Below are 21,440 nucleotides of genomic sequence, written 5' to 3'. Positions count from 1 at the left end.
TTGGTGGACATGGCGTTGCCATGTCCACCCTACATCAAGCCTCAGGATGATCCTACTTTTTCAGCTGCTTGGCATTGGCAAACAGCGCCGCCATGCCGCCGCTGGCCGGGGCCGGTTTGTCCTGGCTGGAGTGGCGTTCGCTGCGTGGCGTATTGCCGCCCGGCTTGCCACCACGGGATTGGCCGCCGCGCGGGCCTTCGATCTTCTCGCCGGGTGTGTCGCCCATGCGCATGGACAGGGCGATGCGGTTGCGCGGGATATCCACTTCCATGACCTTGACCTTGACCACATCGCCGGCTTTCACCGCTTCATGCGGGTCCTTGATAAATTTCTCCGACAGCGCCGAGATATGCACCAGACCGTCCTGGTGTACACCGATATCGACAAAGGCGCCGAAGTTGGTGACGTTGGTCACCACGCCTTCGAGCATCATGCCCAGCTTGAGGTCATTGAGGGTTTCCACGCCGTCCTGGAACTCGGCGGTTTTGAACTCGGGGCGCGGATCGCGGCCGGGCTTTTCCAGCTCGCTCAAGATGTCGCCGATGGTCACCAGGCCGAACTGCTCGTCAGTGAACTTCTTCGGGTCCAGGCGCTTGAGGAAAGCCGAGTCGCCGATCAGCGAGCGGATATCGCGGCCGGTGTCCTGGGCAATGCGCTGCACCAGGGGGTAGGTTTCCGGGTGTACAGCCGAGGCGTCCAGGGGGTTGCTGCCGTTCATCACACGGAGGAAGCCGGCGGCCTGTTCAAAGGTCTTGTCGCCCAGGCGCGGCACCTTGAGCAGCTCGGCGCGGGACTTGAAGGCGCCGTTGGCGTCTCGGTAGGCGACGATATTCTGCGCAAGCGTCGTGTTCAGCCCGGAGATACGCGCCAGCAGGGCGGCGGAGGCGGTGTTCACATCGACGCCCACGGCGTTCACGCAGTCCTCGACCACCGCATCCAGGCTGCGGGCCAGCTTGAGCTGGGACACATCGTGCTGGTACTGGCCGACGCCAATGGATTTCGGGTCGATCTTCACCAGTTCGGCCAGGGGGTCCTGCAGGCGGCGTGCGATGGAGACCGCGCCGCGCAGGGACACGTCCATATCGGGGAATTCCTTGGCCGCCAGCTCCGAGGCCGAGTACACCGAGGCGCCGGCTTCACTGACCATGACCTTGGTCAGCTTCAGGCCTGGCAGCTTCTTGATCAGCTCACCGGCCAGCTTGTCAGTCTCGCGGCTGGCGGTGCCGTTGCCGATGGAGATCAGGTCGACCTTGTGCTTGCTGCACAGCCTGGCCAGGATCGCCAGGGTGCCGTCCCAGTCATTGCGCGGGGCGTGGGGGTAGACCGTGGCGGTTTCCAGCACCTTGCCGGTGGTATCCACCACCGCCACCTTGCAGCCGGTGCGCAGGCCCGGGTCGAGGGCCAGGGTGGCGCGGGGGCCGGCCGGGGCGGCCAGCAGCAGGTCGTGCAGGTTACGGGCGAAGACGTTGATCGCCTCGTCCTCGGCGGCCTCGCGCAGCTCGCCGAGCAGGTCGGTTTCCAGGTGGGTGTAGAGCTTGACCTTCCAGGTCCAGCGCACCACCTCGCCCAGCCATTTGTCGGCGGCGCGGCCGCGGTTGGCGATGCCGAAGCGCTCGCCGATCATCACCTCGCAGGGGTGCAGGGTGCCCGGCGTTTCATCGCCGACCTTGAGGCTGACGCTGAGAATGCCTTCGTTGCGCCCACGGAAGATGGCCAGGGCGCGGTGCGAAGGGGCGCCCTTGAGCTTCTCGTCGTGCTCGAAATAGTCGCGGAACTTGGCCCCCTCGTTTTCCTTGCCGGCGATGACCCGGGCACTGAGGGTGGCGTTGTCCTTGAGGAAGCCGCGCAGGCTGCTGAGCAGGTTGGCGTCCTCGGCAAAGCGCTCCATGAGGATGTACTTGGCGCCTTCCAGCACGGCCTTGAGGTCGGCAAAACCTTTCTCCGCGTCGATAAAGCGTTCGGCCTCGCTTTCCGGGTTCAGCTCGGGGTTGCCGAACAGCGCGTCGGCCAGCTCGCCCAGGCCGGCTTCCAGGGCGATCTGGCCCTTGGTGCGGCGCTTCTGCTTGAACGGCAGGTAGAGGTCTTCCAGGCGGGTCTTGGTGTCGGCCTGGTCGATTTCGCGCTTGAGCTCGGGGGTCAGCTTGCCCTGTTCCTCGATGCTAGCGAGGATGCTGGCGCGGCGCTCGTCCAGCTCGCGCAGGTAGCGCAGGCGCTCTTCCAGGTTGCGCAGCTGGGTGTCGTCCAGACTGCCGGTGACCTCTTTGCGGTAGCGGGCGATAAAGGGCACGGTGGCGCCTTCATCGAGCAGGGCCACGGCGGCGGCGACCTGTTGCGGGCGCACGCCCAGTTCATTGGCAATGCGGTTGTTGATGCTGTCCATATAAAGGCTACCCACAAGGCGGCCATGCCTGCGGCATGGCGCGCGAAAATTCAGTTGAGCCGGTGCGCTCTGCCCTCATTCGGCGCTGCGCGCCACCTTCTCCCGGAAGGTGAAGGGCAGAAAAGCCTGTCGCGTCGCGACTGCTGCGTCGATACGGCGCGCATTATAAACACCCTGTTCGCTGCTGCTGGGACGCCGTTGGGGAAAAATCTGCTAACAATGGCCTGCATGTTGGTTGCGGCTTCTGCGCCATAATGCCGGCAACTGCATACTGCCAGCGCGTCCGTGCCCGGCGGATGCCTGGTCAAGGAGCCCTGAATGAGCAGCACTGCACTTCCCGTTGAAGGCGAAAAGATCCTGATCGTCGATGACGACGCCCGTTTGCGTCGCCTGCTGGAACGCTTCTTCGATGAACAGGGCTACCGCGTGCGTGCGGTGGAAAACGTCGAGCAGATGGACCGCCTGCTGGCCCGCGAGCTGTTCAATCTGGTGGTGCTCGACCTGATGCTGCCGGGCGAGGATGGCCTGTCCGCCTGTCGCCGCCTGCGCGAGGGCAACAACCAGGTGCCGATCATCATGCTCACCGCCAAGGGTGACGAGGCCAGCCGTATCCAGGGCCTGGAACTGGGCGCCGACGACTACCTGGCCAAGCCGTTCAACCCGCGTGAGCTGCTGGCGCGGATCAAGGCCGTGCTGCGCCGCCAGGCGCCGGTGGTGCCGGGCGCGCCGGGCAGTGAGGACGAGACGGTAAGCTTCGGTGACTACGAATTGAGCCTGGCCACCCGCGAGCTGAAGAAGGGAGGCGAAGTGCATATGCTCACCACCGGCGAGTTCGCCGTGCTCAAGGCCCTGGTGCAGCATGCCCGCGAGCCCCTGACCCGCGACAAGCTGATGAACCTGGCCCGGGGCCGCGAGTGGGATGCCCTGGAGCGCTCCATCGATGTGCAGATCAGCCGCTTGCGCCGCCTGATCGAGCCGGACCCGTCCAAGCCGCGCTATATCCAGACGGTCTGGGGCGTGGGCTATGTCTTTGTGCCGGATGGCAGCAAGTAACTCGCCCTAGGGTGGATGACGCTTTATTCATCCACCTCTGTTTCTACTCGGTGGATCGATAAGGCGCGATCCACCCTACGACCCCATCGAGCAACCATGAAAACCCCGCTCTGGTTCCCGCAAAGCTTCTTCGCCCGCACCCTGTGGCTGGTGCTGATCGTGGTGCTGTTCTCCAAGGCGCTGACCCTGGTTTATCTGATGATGAACGAGGACGTGCTGGTCGATCGCCAGTACAGCCACGGCGCGGCCCTGACCCTGCGTGCCTACTGGGCGGCGGACCCGGAAGACCGCGCCACCATCGCCGAGGCGGCCGGGCTGAAACCCGTGCCCCATGCCCAGGTGCCGAATACCGAGCAGCACTGGCCCTACAGCGAGATCTTCCAGCGCCAGATGCAGACCGAACTGGGCCCGGATACCGAGGTGCGGGTGCGGGCCAAGAGCCCGCCGGCGCTGTGGGTAAGGGCCCCGGCCTTGGGTGATGAATGGCTGCGGGTGCCGCTGTATCCGCACCCGTTGCGCGGCCAGCGGATCTGGAACGTGCTCGGCTGGTTCCTCGCCATTGGCTTGCTGTCCACCGCGGCGGCCTGGATCTTCGTCATGCAGCTCAATGCGCCGCTCAAGCGCCTGGTGTTCGCCGCCCGGCAGATCGGCCAGGGGCGCAGTGTACGCCTGCCGATCAGCGATACGCCCAGCGAGATGACCGAGGTGTATCGCGCCTTCAACCAGATGGCCGAGGATGTCGAGCAGGCCGCCCGCGAGCGTGAGCTGATGCTGGCCGGTGTGTCCCATGACCTGCGCACCCCCCTGACCCGCCTGCGTCTGTCCCTGGAGTTTCTGCACAACGACTCCGAGCTGACCGAGGACATGGTGCGCGATATCGAGGATATGGATGCCATCCTCGATCAGTTCCTGGCCTTTATCCGCGATGGCCGCGACGAGCCGGTGGAGGCACTGGATCTGCTGGAGCTGATCCGCGAAGTGGTGGCGCCCTACAACCAGAAGGCCGAGGTGGTGCGTCTGTGCCTGGAGCCGGTGCCAGCCTTTCCGCTGCGCCGGGTGTCGATCAAGCGCCTGCTGGTCAATCTGATCGAAAATGCCCTGCGCTATGGCGGCAATGCGGTGGAGGTGGCGGTATCGCTGTCCGGCGACTGCAGTGCGCCCTATGTGGTGCTCAGCGTGCTGGATCGTGGTGCAGGGCTCGACCCGGCCGAGCTGGGCAGCATCTTCAACCCCTTTATCCGCGGCGATCGCGCCCGGGGCGGCAAGGGCGCCGGTCTGGGCCTGGCGATCGTCAAGCGTATCGCCGCCCTGCATGGTGGCAGCGTGGAGCTGCGCAATCGTTCCGGCGGTGGGCTGGAGGCGCGGGTGTGCCTGCCGCTGGGGTTGCTGTTGCCGCGCGACGCGGTCTAGGCAGCGCCTATATTCAGGGGCGGACATGCCGCAGGCTTGCCCGCCAGCGCGCTGGGCGAGGCGCCCCGCAACTGGCTGGTCATCTTCCCGGCATAGACTTTGCTGATCCTCCGGTTGAGCTGAACTATGCTCAAAAGGTCCTGCCGAGTGTTCGTCATGTGCTGGCGTATGCACGGCCGGCTTCCGGCATTGTCTGCAGGTATCCCTATGCCAGCTGCTCCCGACCGTTTGCCCAGATGGACCTGGTGGCTGCCGCTGCCGGTGTTGCACCTGGCCACCTGGCTGGCCCTGGCAACCCAGTTTGCCGATGGGGCGGCGCTGTTGCACCTGCCGTTGGCCCTGGCCCTGGTGATGACCCTGTGGTGGGGGCCGCGGGTGTTGCTGGCGCTGTACCTGAACTCCATGCTCAGTATTCCCCTGTGGGGCCTGGACTGGCAGTGGGCCCCCCTCTATGCCGTGCCTGAAACCCTGGGCGTGGGGCTGGCCTGGCTGTTGCTGCGGCTGCAGCCGATCGAGGTGATGCTGCCTCATCTGCGCCACTTGCTGCGCCTGATGCTGCTGGGGGTGTTGCTGCCGCTGATTCCGGTGGCGCTGGGGGTGCAGAGCAATCTCTGGCTGACCGGCCTGTTGCCCCGTGAGCACCTGCTATCGGCCAGCCTGACCCTGTGGCTGGCCGATAGCCTGACCACCCTGGCGGTGGCGGTGCCCCTCTTGGTCTGTCTGGGCCCGCACTTGCAGCAGCGCGGCTGGCTGGCCGCGCCCCAGGCTGGGGCGGAGCTGGACAAGCTGGGGCCATGGCCGCCCTGGTACCTGTTGCTGGCGCTGCTGCTGGGCATGCCCTGGGCCCTGGGCTGGTTGCCGCTGAGTCTGAACCTGCAACTGATCGGCGTGATGCTGCTGGGCCTGGCCCTGCCCTGGGGCTTTGCCGGAGCACTCTGTGGCGCCCTGCTGACCACCCTGATGGTGCTGCTCTGGCCCCTGCTGCAGGGGCTGAGCGATACCCTGGTCTGGCTCGACCCGCAGCGTCAGGAACTGCACCTGAGTGTGCTGCTGTTTGTGATCGCCACCCTGCTGGTGGGCCGTGCCCTGAGTGACCTGCGCCAGGCCCTGGGGCGTAGTGCGCAGATGCAGCAGCAACTGGCCCTGGCCAACCTGGCGCTGGAGGCCAGCCCCCTGGGGGTGATGATCATCGATGCGCGCCAGGCGCAGCAGCCGCTGCTTTACTGCAATCCGGCCTTCGAGCGTATCAGTGGCTATAGCCGGGACGAGAGCCTGGGGCGCAACTGGGATTTCCTCCTGGGCAGCGATCATCAACAGCAGGAACTGGGCAAGTTGCAGCGTGCCACTCAGGCCGGCGCACCTTGCGCTGTGGTCTTGCGCACCTACCGCAAGGACGGCAGCCAGTTCTGGAGCGAACTGACCCTGGCCCCCATGGAGGATGAACAGGGGGTCAGCCATTTCGTCATCCTCCAGCAGGATGTCAGCAGCCGTGAGCTGCTGGCCGCCCAGGTGCGCCAGCAGCGTGAGGAGCTGTTGCGCCAGAGCTACCTGTTCAGCCAGACCGAGGACATCGCCAACCTCGGTGGCTGGGTGCTGAACATGCCCGAACGCAGCATGGACTGGAGCCCGGGCTGTTTCCGCATCTACGAACTGGACCCCAAGCATGGCACCCCGGTGCTGGACGAGGCCCTGGACTACCTGGATGCCAGCGGCCGCGAGCTGGCCGAGCAGACCCTGCAGCAGCTGATCAGCGGTCAGGACCGCTTCGATATCGAAGTGCGGCTGCTCACGGCCAAGGGCAAGAGCCGCTGGGTGCGCATCCGCGGCGTGGTCGAGCGCGATGGTGCGGAGCTGGTCAAGGTATTCGGCGCCCTGCAGGACGTCAGCGCGCGCAAGCATGCCGAGCAACAGCTGCGCGAGCGCGACGAGCGCCTGCAGCTGTTCTTCGAGGCGCCGCTGATCGGCATGGCCCTGACCGGGCCCAGCTTCGAGTGGGAGGAGGTCAACGACAAACTGTGCAGCATCCTCGGCCGCAGCCGTGAAGAGCTTCAGCAGTCGACCTGGGCCAGTCTGTCGCTGGCCGAAGAGCTGGTGGCCGAGCAGGCCCTGCTCAATCAGGTGCATGCCGGGGCGCAGGAGGGCTATGAGCTGGACAAATGCTTTGTGCGCCCCGACGGCTCCCGGGTGCAGGCGCGCCTGAGCCTGCGCGCGGTGCGCCATGCCAGTGGGCGGGTGCGCATGTTTCTGCTGCTGGTGGAGGATATCAGCGAGCGCTTCCAGGCCGAGGCGCGCTACCGCACCATGATCGAGCATGCCCCGGAAGCCATCGTGCTGTTCAGTCCGCGCCAGGGCATGGTCGATTGCAACGAGAATGCCCTGCGCCTGTTCTGCTATAGCCGCAGCGAGTTGCTGGGCAAGAGCGTGCTGGAGCTGAGCCCGCCGCGCCAGGCCGATGGCCGCGAGTCGGCGCTGGCGGGGGAGGGCTATCTGCGTCGCGCCATCGAGGGTGAGGCGCCGGTGTTCGAGTGGCTGCACCGTGACAGCGCCGGTCGGCAGATCCCCTGCGAGGTGCGCCTGGTGCGCATGCCGGGCGAGCCATTGCTGATCCGCGGCAGCATCACCGATATTTCCGAGCGCCAGCGCTACCAGCACGAGATCGAACGCCTGGCCTACAGTGACGAGCTGACCGGTCTGCCCAATCGCCGGCTGCTGCTCGATCGCCTGCAACATGCCATGGACCGCGAGCTGCGCGAGAACACCCTGGGCGCGCTGCTGTTTATCGATCTGGATCATTTCAAGACGGTCAACGACAGCCTCGGGCATCTGGTGGGTGACGGCCTGTTGCGTGAGGTAACCATGCGCCTGGCGCGCCAGTTGCGCGCCGAAGACACCCTGGCGCGCATGGGTGGCGACGAATTCGTGGTGCTGCTCGAAGGCCTCGACAGCTGCCCGCAGGTGGCCGCCGAGCATGCGGCCGCCGCGGGGGAAAAACTGCTGAAAAGCCTTAACGGCAGTTGCACCATCGACGGTCACGAGCTGTCCATCAGCGCCAGCATCGGCATCGCCCTGCATCCCTTTGGCGCCCAGGTGGCCGCCGATGTGCTGAAGCAGGCCGATACCGCCATGTACCGGGCCAAGCATTCCGGGCGCAACGCCTTGCACTTCTTCGCGCCGGAGATGCAGGCAGCCATCGACCAGCGCCTGCTGCTGCAGAGTGAGCTGCGCCAGGCCATCGCGCGCAATCAGCTGTACCTGGTGTTCCAGCCGCAACTGGCCCTGGCCACCGGCCGGGTGGCGGGTGCCGAGGTGCTGGTGCGCTGGCGCCACCCGGAGCGCGGCGAAATCATGCCGGCGGACTTTATTCCCCTGGCCGAGGAAACCGGGCTGATCGAGGAGCTGGGTGTCTGGGTGCTGGAACAGGCCTGCGCCAGCCTGGCACGCTGGCTGCCCCGCTGGCCGCAGCTGGTCCTGGCGGTCAACCTCAGCCCCCGGGAGTTGCGCCAGGCCGGCTGCGTGCTGCGCGTGCGCGACTGCCTGCAGCGTCACGGTCTGCCGGCCACGGCCCTGGAACTGGAAATCACCGAAGGGGTGCTGGTGGAGGATGTGCAGCAGTGCATCGCCAATATGCAGGCGCTCAAGGCCCTGGGCGTGCGCTTTGCCATCGACGACTTCGGCACGGGCTATTCATCCCTGACCTACCTCAAGCGTCTGCCCCTGGATCGGCTGAAGATTGACCGCAGCTTTACCTGGGATATGGATGGCAGCGATGGCAGTGGCCTGATGCTGGTGCAGACCATCCTGGTGATCGCCCGCAACCTGGGCCTGGAGTGCGTGGCCGAGGGCATCGAAACCCCCTGGCAGTACGATTGCCTGCGGCGCAATGGCTGCTCCCTGGGCCAGGGATTTCACTTCAGCCGCCCGCTGGTCGAGCGCGAATTTATCGCCTGGCTGGAGGCGCATCAGGGGTAGGGATTATGGGGGCGCTACTTTAGTCTGCGTCTCGGCATCCCTGCCGCGTCCTGTGGTCATCTGTGCCACCGGCCCGACCATTGCTGGCCGGGCGTTTGCCGGGGCGAAGCAGGCTTGGCCTACTTCCGGCTCAGCCCTTGCCCTTGGTGCGGGTCAGATGCGGGCCGCCGTTCTTTTCCAGGTACTGGATCACCAGGCTGGCCACATCCTTGCCGGTGGTGGTCTCGATGCCTTCCAGGCCGGGGGAGGAGTTCACCTCCATCACCAGCGGCCCGTGGTTGGAGCGCAGGATATCCACCCCGGCCACCGACAGGCCCATGACCTTGGCCGCGCGGATGGCGGTCATGCGCTCCTCGGGGGTGATCTTGATCAGGCTGGCGCTGCCGCCGCGGTGCAGGTTGCTGCGAAACTCGCCGGGCTTGGCCTGACGCTTCATCGAGGCGATCACCTTGTCGCCGACCACGAAGCAGCGAATATCCGCGCCGCCGGCTTCCTTGATGTATTCCTGCACCATGATGTCCTGCTTGAGGCCCATAAAGGCCTCGATCACCGATTCGGCGGCCTTCTCGGTTTCACAGAGCACCACGCCGATGCCCTGGGTGCCTTCCAGCACCTTGATCACCAGCGGGGCGCCGTTGACCATGTCGATCAGGTCGGGGATGTCGTCGGGGGAGTGGGCAAAGCCGGTCACCGGCAGGCCGATGCCGCGCCGCGACAGCAGCTGCAGCGAGCGCAGCTTGTCGCGGGAACGGGCAATGGCCACCGACTCGTTGAGCGGGAACACCCCCATCATCTCGAACTGGCGCAGCACCGCGCAGCCATAGAAGGTCACCGAGGCGCCGATGCGCGGGATCACCGCATCAAAGCCTTCCAGTGGCTTGCCCCGGTAGTGGATCTGCGGCTTGTGGCTGGCAATGTTCATATAGGCGCGCAGGGTGTCGATCACCACCATCTCATGGCCCCGCTGCTGGCCGGCTTCGACCAGGCGGCGGGTGGAATACAGGCGCGGATTGCGCGACAGCACGGCGATCTTCATTGGGCACCAGGGTCAGCGAGGGTGGGTTTGTCTTGTACGTAGGTCAGCGCCGGGTTGACCAGCAACTGGCCGTCGACCAGGGCCTTGGCCCCCAGCAGCAGGCGGTAGCGCATGGTCTTGCGGCAGGTCAGGGTGAAGTCCACCGGCCACTCGCGCGCGCCCAGGGTGAGCAGGGTGCGGATCACATAGCGCGACTGCGCCTGGCCGTTGGAGCTCTTGATCTTCTTCACCGACAGCAGGGGCGCCTCGCAGCGGTGGCGGCGCTGCACCAGAGTGCCGATATGGGCGGTGAAGCGCACCCAGGGCTGGCCGTCACGCTCGAAGGGCTGGATATCACTGGCGTGCAGGCTGGAGGTGCTGGCGCCGGTGTCGATCTTGGCGCGCAGGCCGATCACCCCTAGCTGCGGCAGGTTGATCCATTCACGCAGGCCGATCACGGCCAGTTGGTCGAAGCTTTTCACGCTGGGCGCCCCCTGATTTGCCGGGCATTCTAGTTGGCCCTTATGACAACTGCATCAGGCAAAATAGCCTCATTTGAGTTCAGCAGCGGATGGCGGATGAAAGATAAAGACGACGACAAGGTGCGACTGGACAAATGGCTATGGGCGGCGCGTTTCTACAAGACCCGGGCCCTGGCCAAGGCGGCTATCGAAGGCGGCAAGGTGCATCACCGCGGTGAGCGCTGCAAACCCGGCAAGGAACCCAGGCTGGGGGACGAATATGTGATCCGCAGCGGTTTCGATGAGCGCACCGTGGTCGTGCTGGGGCTGTCTGCGGTGCGCCGGGGCGCTCCCGAGGCCCAGCTGCTGTATGCCGAAACCCCGGAAAGCGTGCAGCGCCGCGAGCAGGCTACGCAGCAGCGCAAGGCCGGCGCCCTGGGGCTGCAGACCGATGGCAGGCCGAGCAAGAAACAGCGTCGTCAGTTGCACAGTTTCAACGAGCAGCGGGTGGCCAGCCATCCCTGGGCGGACGAGGAGTAAAGGGCGGCTGCTCGGCGAGTGCAGCCCCAGACTGATCAACTCTCCAGCCGTTGCAGAAAGGCCAGCAGCAGTCGGCTATTGCCGCCGCTGCTCAGTCGCCAGCGCCCTGTCTCCTGCTCCAGCAACAGGCCCTGACCATCCTCCAGTCGCTGCCGCTGGCCGTGCGGCGGGAGGCACTCCAGTGCTGCCCCGGCCAGGTGGTAGATCATCAGCACCTCGCTGCAGTCCAGCCAGGTCTCACCCTCCAGTTCTCGGTACTCCAGGCGCTGCCGCCAGCGGTCGCGGCGACTCATCAGATTGAAATCCTGCACCGGGCCGTCGAGCAGTTCGGCCTGCACCTCCAGCTCGCCGGCAAAGCTCACTACGGGGTTGTGCGAATCGAGGATGACCGCCTCGGGCATGTTCAGGCGCAGCCCCGCGCCACTGAGCAGGGCCAGGCTGCGGTCGATACCGGGAAAGTGGGAGAAGGGCCCGCCGCTCGCCACCCGGGCGCTGCTGATCCGCCAGTCGAAATCATCCAGTCCGGCGCCAGGCGGGGCGATGGCCAGTTCCAGGGTGACGCCCTGGCCATTTTTCCAGGGCAATTGACGGGCGCTGCGGCTGTCGATCAGGCGGATGGGCATGGGGATTCTCATTGATTGGCTTATATGTATATACATTACCCGATAGTCGCTGCACAGCCCACCGGCTGAGCCTGACGGCCGCTGGTCGGCTTGCACGGCCGTTCCGGTTCAGTTTCGCCGCTGTTTTTCTGCGTGAGCCGCCTATTCCAGGCGCTCTCTGAGGGTGGTTGGGTTTGCGTGCTGGGGGTTGACGACTGACCAGTCAGCTTCTAATGTATATACAACTTCGATCAAGGAGCGCCCCATGTCCACTCCCTCTCTGCTCTGGCGTGAGCTCTGCCTGTTCGATGGGCTGAGCACCCTGGAAGGGCCAGTCAACCTGCTGGTGGCCGATGGCAAGGTGGCGGGCCTGTGGCCGAGCCGTGAGTTTCCCGAGTCGGCGGCCCTGGGCGCCATCGAGGCCGGGCGGGGCGGGGTGATGACCCCGGGGCTGGTGGATTGCCACAGCCATCTGGTCTATGCCGGCAATCGCGCCGGCGAGTTCGAGCAGCGCCTGGAAGGCGTCAGCTACGCCGAGATCGCCCAGGCCGGCGGCGGCATCCTCAGCAGCGTGCGCGCCACCCGCGCGGCCAGCGAGGAAGAGCTGGTCGAGGCCAGCCTGCCGCGCCTGGATGCCCTGCTGGCCGATGGCGTGACCACCCTGGAGATCAAGTCCGGCTATGGCCTGAGCCTGGCCGATGAGCTGAAGATGCTGCGAGTGGCGCGTCGCCTGGGCCAGCTGCGCCCGGTGCGCATCCGCACCAGCCTGCTGGCGGCCCATGCCCTGCCGCCGGAGTTTGCCGGCGACAGCGACGGCTATATCCGCCTGATCTGTGAAGCCATCATCCCGGCCGCAGCCGCCGAGGGCCTGGCCGATGCGGTGGATGTGTTCTGCGAACATATCGGCTTTAGCCCGGCCCAGTGCGAGCGCGTATTTCAGGCCGCCCAGGCCCATGGCCTGGCGGTCAAGGCCCATGCCGAGCAGCTCTCCAACCAGGGCGCCAGCGCCCTGACCGCGCGCTACCGGGGCCTGTCCGCCGACCATATCGAGTTTCTCGACGAGGCCGGGGTGCAGGCCATGGCCGTCGCCGGCACCGTGGCCGTGTTGCTGCCTGGCGCCTTCCATACCCTGCGCGAGACCCAGTTGCCGCCCATCGAGCTGCTGCGCCAACACCAGGTGCCCATGGCGGTGGCCAGCGACGCCAACCCCGGCACCGCGCCCATCTGTTTTCCGACCCTTAACCTCAACCTGGCCTGCACCCTGTTCCGCCTGACCCCGCGCGAGGCCCTGGCCGGCATGACCGCCCATGGCGCCCGCGCCCTGGGCCTGCCCGAACTGGGGCGGATCGCAGTCGGGGCAACCGCCGACCTGTGCCTGTGGGATGTACAGCAGCCGGCCGAACTGGCCTATGCGGTGCAGCCGGGGCGTCTGCGCCAGCGCATCTTCAACGGCGCCATCACTTACCGCAAAGAGGAGGCCGGCCATGCAGGCTGATCGCAATTCCATGCACCTCTGGCAGGGCCGTATCGACCCCGAGGCCGACAGCCCGCGCTGGCATCAGTGTGTCCAGGCGCTCTGTGCCGACAGCCAGCCCGGCGTAGCCCTGCTCGGTTTTGCCAGCGATGAAGGTGTGCGGCGCAACCAGGGCCGGGTCGGCTCGGTGAATGGCCCGCTGGCCATGCGCAAGGCTCTGGCCAACCTGGCCTGGCATCGCCAGGGCGCGGCCTATGACGCCGGTGATGTGGTCTGCGCCGATGGTGATCTGGAAGGCGCCCAGGCGCGCCTCGGCGCCCATGTCTGCGCCCTGCTGGATGCCGGGCATCTGCCGGTGGTGCTGGGCGGCGGCCATGAGGTGGCCTTCGGCAGCTGGCAGGGCATCGCCGAGCATCTGGCCGGCGGCACGCCGCGTATCGGCATTATCAATTTCGACGCCCACTTCGACCTGCGCGACCCGGCCCATGCCCGTTCCTCCGGCACGCCCTTTGCGCAGATCGCCGAGCAGTGCGCCGCCCGCGGCTGGCCCTTCGCCTATGCCTGCCTCGGTGTCAGTCGCGCCAGCAACACCCGCGCCCTGTTCCAGCGCGCTGCCGAGCTGAATGTGCTGGTGCGCGAGGACCGCGAGATTCGCGAGGCCAGCCTGGCCAGCATCGACGCTGACCTCTCGGCCTTTATTGCCGGCTGCGATGCCATCTACCTGAGCATCGATATCGACGTGCTGCCCGCCTGCGAAGCGCCCGGGGTCAGCGCCCCGGCGGCCCGTGGCGTGCCCCTGGCCCTGCTCGAACCGCTGCTGGAAGGCATCCGCGACAGCGGCAAGCTGCGCCTGATCGACCTGGCCGAACTCAACCCCGAACACGACATCGACAGCCGCACCGCCAAGGTGGCGGCGCGCCTGATCCATCTGCTGACCCTCAATGGCTGATAGCGCCATGCAACCCGATTGCACCCTGCAAACCGACAATAAGGAGCCCACCATGAGCCATACCGATCCGCGTCACGACCCCAGCCGCCATATCGCCGCGCCCACCGGCACCCAGCTCAGCTGCAAGAGCTGGCTGACCGAAGCGCCGCTGCGCATGCTGATGAACAACCTGCACCCGGACGTGGCGGAAAAGCCCGAGGATCTGGTGGTCTATGGCGGTATCGGGCGCGCCGCGCGCAACTGGGAATGCTTCGACAAGATCGTCGAGGTGCTCAAGCGCCTGGAGGACAACCAGACCCTGCTGATCCAGTCCGGCAAGCCGGTGGGTGTGTTCGAAACCCACAAGGACGCGCCGCGGGTGCTGCTGGCCAACTCCAACCTGGTGCCGGCCTGGGCCAACTGGGAGCACTTCAACGAGCTGGATCGCAAGGGCCTGATGATGTACGGGCAGATGACCGCAGGCTCCTGGATCTATATCGGCAGCCAGGGCATCGTCCAGGGCACCTATGAAACCTTCGTCGAGGCCGGTCGCCAGCACTATGGCGGCAACCTCAAGGGCCGCTGGGTGCTGACCGCGGGCCTCGGCGGCATGGGCGGCGCCCAGCCCCTGGCCGCCACCCTGGCCGGCGCCTGCTCGCTGAATATCGAATGCCAGCAGAGCCGCATCGACTTCCGCCTGCGCACCCGTTATGTGGACGAGCAGGCCACTGATCTGGACGATGCCCTGGCGCGCATCGACCGTTACTGCAGCGAAGGCCGCGCGGTGTCCATCGCCCTCTGTGGCAACGCTGCGGAGATCCTGCCGGAGCTGGTCAAGCGCGGCGTGCGCCCGGACATGGTCACCGACCAGACCAGCGCCCACGACCCGCGCCACGGCTACCTGCCGATCGGCTGGAGCTGGGACGAGTACGTGGCCCGCGGCAAGACCGAGGAGGCTGTGGTGGTCAAGGCCGCCAAGCAGTCCATGGCGGTGCATGTGCAGGCCATGCTGGACTTCCAGAAGATGGGCGTGCCGACCTTCGACTACGGCAACAATATCCGCCAGATGGCGAAAGAGGAGGGCGTGGCCAATGCCTTCGACTTCCCCGGCTTCGTCCCGGCCTATATCCGCCCGCTGTTCTGCCAGGGCATCGGCCCGTTCCGCTGGGTGGCGCTGTCCGGCGACCCGGAAGACATCTACAAGACCGACGCCAAGGTCAAGGAACTGATCCCGGACGATCCGCACCTGCACAACTGGTTGGATATGGCCCGCGAGCGTATTTCCTTCCAGGGCCTGCCGGCGCGTATCTGCTGGGTCGGCCTGAAGGACCGCGCCCGCCTGGCCCAGGCCTTCAACCAGATGGTCGCCAATGGCGAGCTGAAGGCGCCCATCGTGATCGGTCGCGACCACCTCGACTCCGGCTCGGTGTCCAGCCCCAACCGCGAAACCGAGGCGATGAGGGACGGCTCCGATGCCGTGTCCGACTGGCCGCTGCTCAACGCCCTGCTCAATACTGCAGGCGGCGCCACCTGGGTCTCGCTGCACCATGGTGGCGGGGTCGGCATGGGCTTCTCCCAGCATGCCGGTGTGGTGATCGTCGCCGACGGTTCGGCCGATGCCCACGCCCGCCTCGGCCGCGTACTGCGCAACGACCCGGCTACCGGGGTGATGCGTCACGCCGATGCCGGTTATGAGATTGCCATCAACTGTGCCCGCGAACAGGGCCTCGACCTGCCGATGATCGCCGCCACCCAAGGAGCCCAAGCATGAGCGCGCTGACCCTGACCCCCGGTAGCCTGACCCTGGCCCAGCTGCGCGCCGCTTACCAGGCCCCCGTGCGCCTGAGCCTGGCCAGCAGCGCCCATGCCGCCATCGACGCCAGCGTCGCCTGCGTCAACGCCATCATCGCCGAGGGCCGCACCGCCTATGGCATCAACACCGGCTTCGGCCTGCTGGCCTCGACCCGCATCGCCAACGACGACCTGGAAAAGCTGCAGCGTTCCCTGGTGCTGTCCCACGCCGCCGGTATCGGCGAGCCCCTGGACGACGCCATGGTGCGCCTGATCATGCTGCTCAAGGTCAACAGCCTGGCCCGTGGTTTTTCCGGTATCCGCCGTTCGGTGATCGAGGCGCTGATCGCCCTGATCAATGCCGAGGTCTATCCGCATATCCCGACCAAGGGCTCGGTGGGCGCCTCCGGCGACCTGGCGCCGTTGGCCCATATGTCCCTGGTGCTGCTCGGTGAAAGCCAGGCGCGGCACAAGGGCCAGTGGCTGCCGGCCAGCGAGGCCCTGGCCATTGCCGGCCTGGAACCCATGACCCTGGCGGCCAAGGAGGGCCTGGCCCTGCTGAACGGCACCCAGGTGTCCACCGCCTACGCCCTGCGCGGGCTGTTCGAGGCCGAGGACCTGTTTGCCGCCGCGACCGTGTGCGGTGGCCTGACCGTGGAAGCCGCCTTGGGCTCGCGGGCGCCCTTCGATCCGCGCATCCATGCCGCCCGGGGCCAGCGCGGGCAGATCGACGCCGCCGCCATCTATCGCCACCTGCTCGGCGACAGCAGCGAAGTCGGCCGCTCCCACGAGGCCTGCGACAAGGTGCAGGACCCCTACTCGCTGCGCTGCCAGCCCCAGGTCATGGGCGCCTGCCTGACCCAGCTGCGCCAGGCCGCCGACGTGCTCGGCGTCGAGGCCAATGCGGTATCGGACAACCCCCTGGTGTTCGCCGCCGAAGGCGACGTGATCTCCGGTGGCAACTTCCACGCCGAGCCCGTGGCCATGGCCGCCGACAATATCGCCCTGGCCATCGCCGAAATCGCCTCGCTCTCCGAGCGGCGCATCTCGCTGATGATGGACAAGCATATGTCGCAGCTGCCGCCGTTTCTGGTGGCCAATGGCGGGGTCAACTCCGGCTTTATGATCGCCCAGGTCACCGCCGCCGCCCTGGCCAGCGAGAACAAGGCCCTGGCCCACCCGCACAGCGTCGACAGCCTGCCGACCTCGGCCAATCAGGAAGACCATGTGTCCATGGCCCCGGCCGCCGGCAAGCGCCTGTGGGAAATGGCCGCCAACACCCGTGGCGTGCTGGCCATCGAATGGCTGGGCGCCTGCCAGGGCCTGGACTTCCGCCAGGGGCTGAAAAGCTCGCCGCTGCTGGAGCAGGCGCGCCAGGCCCTGCGCGAGCAGGTGCCCTACTACGTGGAAGACCGCTTCTTTGCCCCGGATATCGCCGCGGCCAACCAGCTGCTGGCCAGCCGCGTGCTGAATCCGCTGCTGCCAAGCGGCATGCTGCCGTCGCTAACCTAATCGGGTTCGTTGGTGGGGTGGACAACGCGAAGCTTGTCCACCGCCTTGGCCTGCTGCAACGGTGGGCAAGCGGAGCGTTGCCCACCCTACGTTGCGGCTGGTTGACGCGCTATGATCCGCGCACCGGATAGATCCAAGGAGCCGCTGTGAGCAGTAACACCCCGCGCTACAAGGCCATCGAGGCGTTTCTGCTGGAGCGCATCCACAGCGGCGCCTACCCGGTCAATCATCAGATCCCGGCGGAGGAGCAGCTGGCGCGGGACTTTGCCGTGAGCCGGATGACCGCCAACAAGGCGATCAACAACCTGGTGCAGCAGGGCTATCTGCTGCGTCAGGCCGGTCTCGGCACCTTCGTCACCGACCGCAAGGCCGAGTCTTCCCTGCATGAGGTGCTGAATATCGCCACGGAAGTGCGCGCACGCGGCCATGTCTACAGCAATGACGTGATCCGCTGCGAGGCGCTGGCCGCCGACGATGAGGTGGCCCTGCGTCTGGGCCTGCGCCTGGGCGGCGAGGTGTTCCACAGCATTCTGGTGCACCGCGAGAACGGCGTGCCGATCCAGCTGGAGGATCGCTTCGTCAATCCGCGCTGGGTGCCGCATTATCTGCAAACCGACTTCGCCAGGCAGACCCCCAACGAGGTGCTGGTGGCCAGCTGCCCGATCAGCGATGTGGAGCATGTGGTGGAGGCGGTGCTGGTGGACGAGCAGGTGGCCGCCTGGCTGGAGATCGACCCCGCCGCGCCCTGCCTGAGCGTGATCCGTCGCACCTGGTCGGACGAGCACCTGATCAGCTATGCCCGGCTGATCCACCCGGGCGATCGCTACAAACTGCGCTCGACCCACAAGCGCAGGGGCTGATTACACCTCTGTCTTGGTAGGGTGCGCTGTGCGCATCATCGCGGGTTCGCGCTTAGTTGCCGGTCAGCTGCTCGGCCAAGCCCGGGTTGTCGATATAGGCATTGCGATTGCCCTGCAGCGCCTCGATACGATCATTGCGCGCCTTTTCATCGGCATCCGGCGGGTCCATCTGATGCCACTGCTGGTACATCGGCAGTGACCCCAGGATGGGCAGGCCGTATTCGCTGTGCATATAGAAGATGGCACGGGCCACGTTGCCCTTGACCTCGTCGCGGGGCTCCACCAGCTTGAAGCTGGCCTTCAGCTCGCAGCCGATATCGGCAAACTTGCTCGGTACGCTGTCGTCCAGCTCGCCGAACTCGGCATTGCGTCGTGCCAGCTCCACCCGGGTCAGGGCCGGATAGAGGTTGTGCAGGTCGGCGGCCATATAGGGGAAGCTGGGGGTCATGATGCTGCACTGGCGGTCAGTGATGCAGCGCAGCGCGCTTTTCAGCTGTTTAGTGCTGTAGATCGGGCTGGCAGTGAACTGGCTGCTTTCGCCATTGAAGGACTGGGCGCAGAACAGCGAAGTGCCGCCAAGGGGGTAGACATCACGCCAGAGTAACTGGCTGGCGATCTTGCTGTCGCTGATCTGTTGCTGGCCGTTGGCCAGGGCGGGGAGGCTGAGACTGGTTGCCAGGCAACCGAGGGCAAGAATAACTGCTCGCATATAGGGCCCCGTGGGCCGCTACTTGAGGCGGCCGATTGTTTTTGTAAGACAATTTCAGTCTAACAAGACCTGTGTCACAAAATAAACCCGTGCCTTGGTTCGGCAGGGCCCCGTGTAGGCAATGGCTTACACGGTCTGCCGGCTTTAGCCCCTGTTGGTACTTTGGTGCAAGGGCTAATCTGCTGCCCATGGACGTCGCGCAGGAAGCGCAAAATTCTTAACAAGGACACGCTGGACAGCTGCCAGGATGGCAAGCAGATCAAGGATGTCAGGACGCTAGTCTGCAAAGGCCCCGCAATCGCGGGGTTTTCTTTTTTCTACCCCTTTATCTCTCTAGCCCGGGCGCGGAGTGTGCTCAGCCCTCGCCATTGAGCCGAGATAGGCGGAGCTGTAGGGTGCGCCGTGCGCACCGCGGTTGAGCGCCGAGTTGCTGCGCGCGGTGCACCCTACTTGAGGTAAGCCAGACGCTGCATTCAGGCTGCGCGGCGCGCGTTCTGCAGCTCGGCAAACCAGTCCAGCGTCTCATCCCACAGGCGCTGCGCGGCCGGGCGGAAATAGCCCATATGCCCCACCGCGCCCAGGCCCTCGGCCTGGGAGTCGAGGGTGCGTGCCTGGTAGGGCGCGCCGGTATAGGCGGCCATAAAGGCGTCCCGCGAGGCGGGCGGGGCCCACAGGTCGTCCAGGGTATTGGCGGCAATGATCGGTGTGCTGACCCGGGCAAAGCGCTCGGCCAGGTCCGGCATCCGCGGGTCCTCGAAGAAGTAACGCGGGTAGCTGCACCAGCGCTTCCACTGGGTGTACACGCCCATGGGCAGGTCTTCACCCATGCCCAGCTTGCTCCAGGCCAGATAGCCCTTGTAGCGGGTCAGCAGCGGGCCGACCAGGCGCCACATGGTCAGCACCTTGAACTGCTCGGCCCTGGGCATCCAGCCATGCCAGCCGGCGCCAGTGCCGAAGGTGTAGAAACCGGCCACCTGATCGTGGTTGGGCAGCAGGCCGAAGGCATGTCCGCCGAAGGAGTGGCCGACCATATACAGCGGCCGTTCGGGATGCTGGTGCTGGTCCACGGCGGCGGCTAGGTCGAGGTGCGCCCAGTCCAGATAATCCATCTTGAAGCCGCGCAGGCTGTCCGGCCTGGACTGGCCGATGCCGCGGTAATCCAGGGTCAGGGTGCTGTAGCCGCGTTGTGCGGCGTATTCGGCAAAACGCCGGTAGAAGCCCTGGGGCACACCGGTGGCGCCGGCAACCACCAGTTGCGCCAGCGGTTCCGGGGCGTGGTACAGCGTGGCAGTCAGCGGATAGCCGTCGCGGGCCTGTAGCTCCAGGGTTTCGCTGAGAATGGCAGTACGGGTCATGCTTGCGCTCCTCGCGGCAGTTGCTCGCGGGTCAGGTTGAACAGGGCGGTGGCGGCGCGCTTGAGCGGTTCGCTGCTGCCGGCGACGCGGGCCTGCAGCAGGCCGCCTTCGTACAGGGCGACAAACAGCGCGGCGAGGTTGTCGGCCTGTTCGTCGGGGTAACCTATCCCTTGCAGTTGCCGGCTCAGGGCCAGGCGCACGGTGGCGAAGCTGCGCTGCAGGGCGGCGCGAATCTGCACATCCTCCGGGCCGCTCTCCAGGGCAATGGTGGCCAGCGGGCAGCCGCGTTCGAACTGGCTGTTCTCCAGCTGCTGCAGTGCGCCCTGCAACCAGCTGTGCAGCGCCTGCAGCGGGTCCGCCTGCTCGGTAAAGAGGCGGCTGAACAGGCTGTCGATGCGCTGGCTGATATGCTCGATGGCGGCCACCGCCAGCTCGCTCTTGCCACCGGGGAAATGGTGATAAAGGCTGCCCTTGGGCGCACCGGCCATCTCCAGCAGTTCATTCAGGCCGACGCCATGCAGCCCCTTGCGTTGCAGGGCGTCGGCCATGGCCTGGATCAGTTTGTCGCGGGTAGTGATCTTCTTCATGGGCTAAATATATAGACCGGTCGGTCTAATCCGCCAAGCCCTTTTGTCGGGTCATATGCAGGGCTGATTATTGTTGATCACTTTGTTGAATGATTTCTGTGCTGATAAATGCGGCGCTGATTGGCTTCTGTCGTGCCGACTTTCCGCTACCATCGGCTTCTTTCCCGCATGCCGATAAGGATTTCCCCCATGTCCATTTCCACGCTTATTTTCCTGTCCGTTCTGGCGGCGCTGATCTTCTATGTGATCGGTATCTACAACCAGCTGGTCAAGCTGCGTAACCGCTTCCAGAACGCCTTTGCCCAGATCGAGGTGCAGCTCAAGCGCCGTCATGATCTGATCCCCAATCTGGTGGAAACCGCCAAGGGCTATATGGCCCATGAGCGCGAGACCCTGGAAGCGGTGATCGCGGCGCGCAACAACGCGGTCAATGGCCTCAAGGCCGCCGCCGCCGAACCGGGCAACGCGCAGCGCATGGCCCAGCTGGGGGGCGCCGAAGGCCTGCTCAGTGGTGCCATGGGGCGTCTGAATGTGGTGATGGAGGCCTACCCGGACCTCAAGGCCTCACAGAATATGCAGCAGCTCAGCGAGGAACTGAGCAGCACCGAGAACAAGGTGGCCTTCGCCCGCCAGGCCTTCAACGATGCGGTGATGGCCTACAACAGCTACAAGCAGGCCTTCCCGCCGGTGCTGCTGGCCGCCAGCTTCGGCCATGCCCAGGACGCCAGCTTGCTGCAGTTCGAGGACAGCGCAGCGATCCAGGCCGCGCCGAAAGTGTCCTTCTGACGCCGGGC

17 protein-coding genes are annotated in these 21,440 nt (G+C 66.0%); 10 read left to right on the top strand and 7 right to left on the bottom strand.

Annotated elements, in window-relative coordinates; genetic code table 11:
• Window positions 1–52: 52 nt before the first annotated feature.
• Window positions 53–2,380 carry a Tex family protein gene (locus tag GJV18_RS00510; RefSeq protein ID WP_160342768.1) on the bottom strand — a complete coding sequence of 776 codons (2,328 nt, stop codon included), beginning with the start codon at window positions 2,378–2,380 and terminating at the stop codon, window positions 53–55.
• 318 nt (window positions 2,381–2,698) lie between these two features.
• Here GJV18_RS00510 and ompR point away from each other — a divergent pair, with 318 nt between their 5' ends.
• The 3 genes from ompR to GJV18_RS00495 all read left to right on the top strand — a co-directional run bounded on the left by ompR (window position 2,699) and on the right by GJV18_RS00495 (window position 8,812).
• Window positions 2,699–3,433 carry an osmolarity response regulator transcription factor OmpR gene (gene ompR / locus GJV18_RS00505; RefSeq protein WP_160342767.1) on the top strand — a complete coding sequence of 245 codons (735 nt, stop codon included), beginning with the start codon at window positions 2,699–2,701 and terminating at the stop codon, window positions 3,431–3,433.
• A gap of 96 nt (window positions 3,434–3,529) precedes the next feature.
• The gene (locus tag GJV18_RS00500; protein ID WP_160342766.1) at window positions 3,530–4,843 is read left to right on the top strand and encodes an ATP-binding protein; all 1,314 of its coding nucleotides are present in this window, start codon (window positions 3,530–3,532) and stop codon (window positions 4,841–4,843) included.
• A 207-nt stretch (window positions 4,844–5,050) separates the two neighbouring features.
• Window positions 5,051–8,812, top strand: coding sequence for a bifunctional diguanylate cyclase/phosphodiesterase (locus GJV18_RS00495; RefSeq protein WP_160342765.1), 3,762 nt, complete (start codon window positions 5,051–5,053; stop codon window positions 8,810–8,812).
• Window positions 8,813–8,942: 130 nt separating this feature from the next.
• Here the strand turns inward: GJV18_RS00495 and rimK are convergent, their stop codons facing one another.
• A complete protein-coding gene (gene rimK / locus GJV18_RS00490; RefSeq protein ID WP_160342764.1) occupies window positions 8,943–9,848 on the bottom strand; it encodes a 30S ribosomal protein S6--L-glutamate ligase in 906 nt (301 codons plus the stop codon).
• Window positions 9,845–10,309 carry a retropepsin-like aspartic endopeptidase RimB gene (rimB, locus tag GJV18_RS00485; RefSeq protein WP_160342763.1) on the bottom strand — a complete coding sequence of 155 codons (465 nt, stop codon included), beginning with the start codon at window positions 10,307–10,309 and terminating at the stop codon, window positions 9,845–9,847. The genes rimK and rimB overlap by 4 nt, the downstream gene beginning before the upstream one ends.
• 96 nt (window positions 10,310–10,405) lie before the next feature.
• On the opposite strand from rimB, the gene GJV18_RS00480 reads away from it, so the two are divergent.
• Window positions 10,406–10,828, top strand: coding sequence for an RNA-binding S4 domain-containing protein (locus GJV18_RS00480; RefSeq protein WP_160342762.1), 423 nt, complete (start codon window positions 10,406–10,408; stop codon window positions 10,826–10,828).
• A gap of 35 nt (window positions 10,829–10,863) precedes the next feature.
• Here GJV18_RS00480 and GJV18_RS00475 read toward each other — a convergent pair whose 3' ends face one another.
• Window positions 10,864–11,451, bottom strand: coding sequence for a HutD/Ves family protein (locus tag GJV18_RS00475; RefSeq protein WP_160342761.1), 588 nt, complete (start codon window positions 11,449–11,451; stop codon window positions 10,864–10,866).
• Between the two features lie 244 nt (window positions 11,452–11,695).
• Here GJV18_RS00475 and hutI point away from each other — a divergent pair, with 244 nt between their 5' ends.
• The 5 genes from hutI (at window position 11,696) to hutC (ending at window position 17,995) form a co-directional block, all read left to right on the top strand.
• Window positions 11,696–12,925, top strand: a complete 1,230-nt coding sequence (gene hutI, locus GJV18_RS00470) for an imidazolonepropionase (RefSeq protein ID WP_160342760.1) — start codon at window positions 11,696–11,698, stop codon at window positions 12,923–12,925.
• A complete protein-coding gene (gene hutG / locus GJV18_RS00465; protein ID WP_160342759.1) occupies window positions 12,915–13,853 on the top strand; it encodes a formimidoylglutamase in 939 nt (312 codons plus the stop codon). Before hutI ends, hutG begins: the two co-directional genes overlap by 11 nt.
• 52 nt (window positions 13,854–13,905) lie before the next feature.
• The gene (gene hutU / locus GJV18_RS00460; protein ID WP_160342758.1) at window positions 13,906–15,603 is read left to right on the top strand and encodes a urocanate hydratase; all 1,698 of its coding nucleotides are present in this window, start codon (window positions 13,906–13,908) and stop codon (window positions 15,601–15,603) included.
• Entirely contained in the window at window positions 15,600–17,135 is a 1,536-nt protein-coding gene (gene hutH, locus GJV18_RS00455) for a histidine ammonia-lyase (RefSeq protein WP_160342757.1), read from the top strand. The genes hutU and hutH overlap by 4 nt, the downstream gene beginning before the upstream one ends.
• Before the next feature lie 146 nt (window positions 17,136–17,281).
• Complete coding sequence (gene hutC / locus GJV18_RS00450; RefSeq protein ID WP_160342756.1) at window positions 17,282–17,995, top strand: histidine utilization repressor; 714 nt, start codon at window positions 17,282–17,284, stop codon at window positions 17,993–17,995.
• A gap of 52 nt (window positions 17,996–18,047) precedes the next feature.
• Here hutC and GJV18_RS00445 read toward each other — a convergent pair whose 3' ends face one another.
• The 3 genes from GJV18_RS00445 to GJV18_RS00435 all read right to left on the bottom strand — a co-directional run bounded on the left by GJV18_RS00445 (window position 18,048) and on the right by GJV18_RS00435 (window position 20,646).
• Window positions 18,048–18,704, bottom strand: a complete 657-nt coding sequence (locus tag GJV18_RS00445; RefSeq protein WP_160342755.1) for an endonuclease I family protein — start codon at window positions 18,702–18,704, stop codon at window positions 18,048–18,050.
• 473 nt (window positions 18,705–19,177) lie between these two features.
• Window positions 19,178–20,059 (bottom strand): alpha/beta hydrolase family protein, encoded by an 882-nt coding sequence (locus GJV18_RS00440; protein ID WP_160342754.1) that lies wholly within the window; start codon window positions 20,057–20,059, stop codon window positions 19,178–19,180.
• Window positions 20,056–20,646 (bottom strand): TetR/AcrR family transcriptional regulator, encoded by a 591-nt coding sequence (locus tag GJV18_RS00435; RefSeq protein WP_160342753.1) that lies wholly within the window; start codon window positions 20,644–20,646, stop codon window positions 20,056–20,058. The genes GJV18_RS00440 and GJV18_RS00435 overlap by 4 nt, the downstream gene beginning before the upstream one ends.
• A 189-nt stretch (window positions 20,647–20,835) precedes the next feature.
• On the opposite strand from GJV18_RS00435, the gene GJV18_RS00430 reads away from it, so the two are divergent.
• Window positions 20,836–21,432 carry a LemA family protein gene (locus GJV18_RS00430; RefSeq protein ID WP_160342752.1) on the top strand — a complete coding sequence of 199 codons (597 nt, stop codon included), beginning with the start codon at window positions 20,836–20,838 and terminating at the stop codon, window positions 21,430–21,432.
• Window positions 21,433–21,440 lie beyond the last annotated feature (8 nt).

The sequence above is a fragment of the Pseudomonas xionganensis genome, assembly GCF_009763245.1.
GTDB classification, from domain to species: domain Bacteria; phylum Pseudomonadota; class Gammaproteobacteria; order Pseudomonadales; family Pseudomonadaceae; genus Aquipseudomonas; species Aquipseudomonas xionganensis.
The sequence above is the reverse complement of the archived record's forward strand: the minus strand, read 5'-3'. Positions and strand labels throughout refer to the sequence as shown.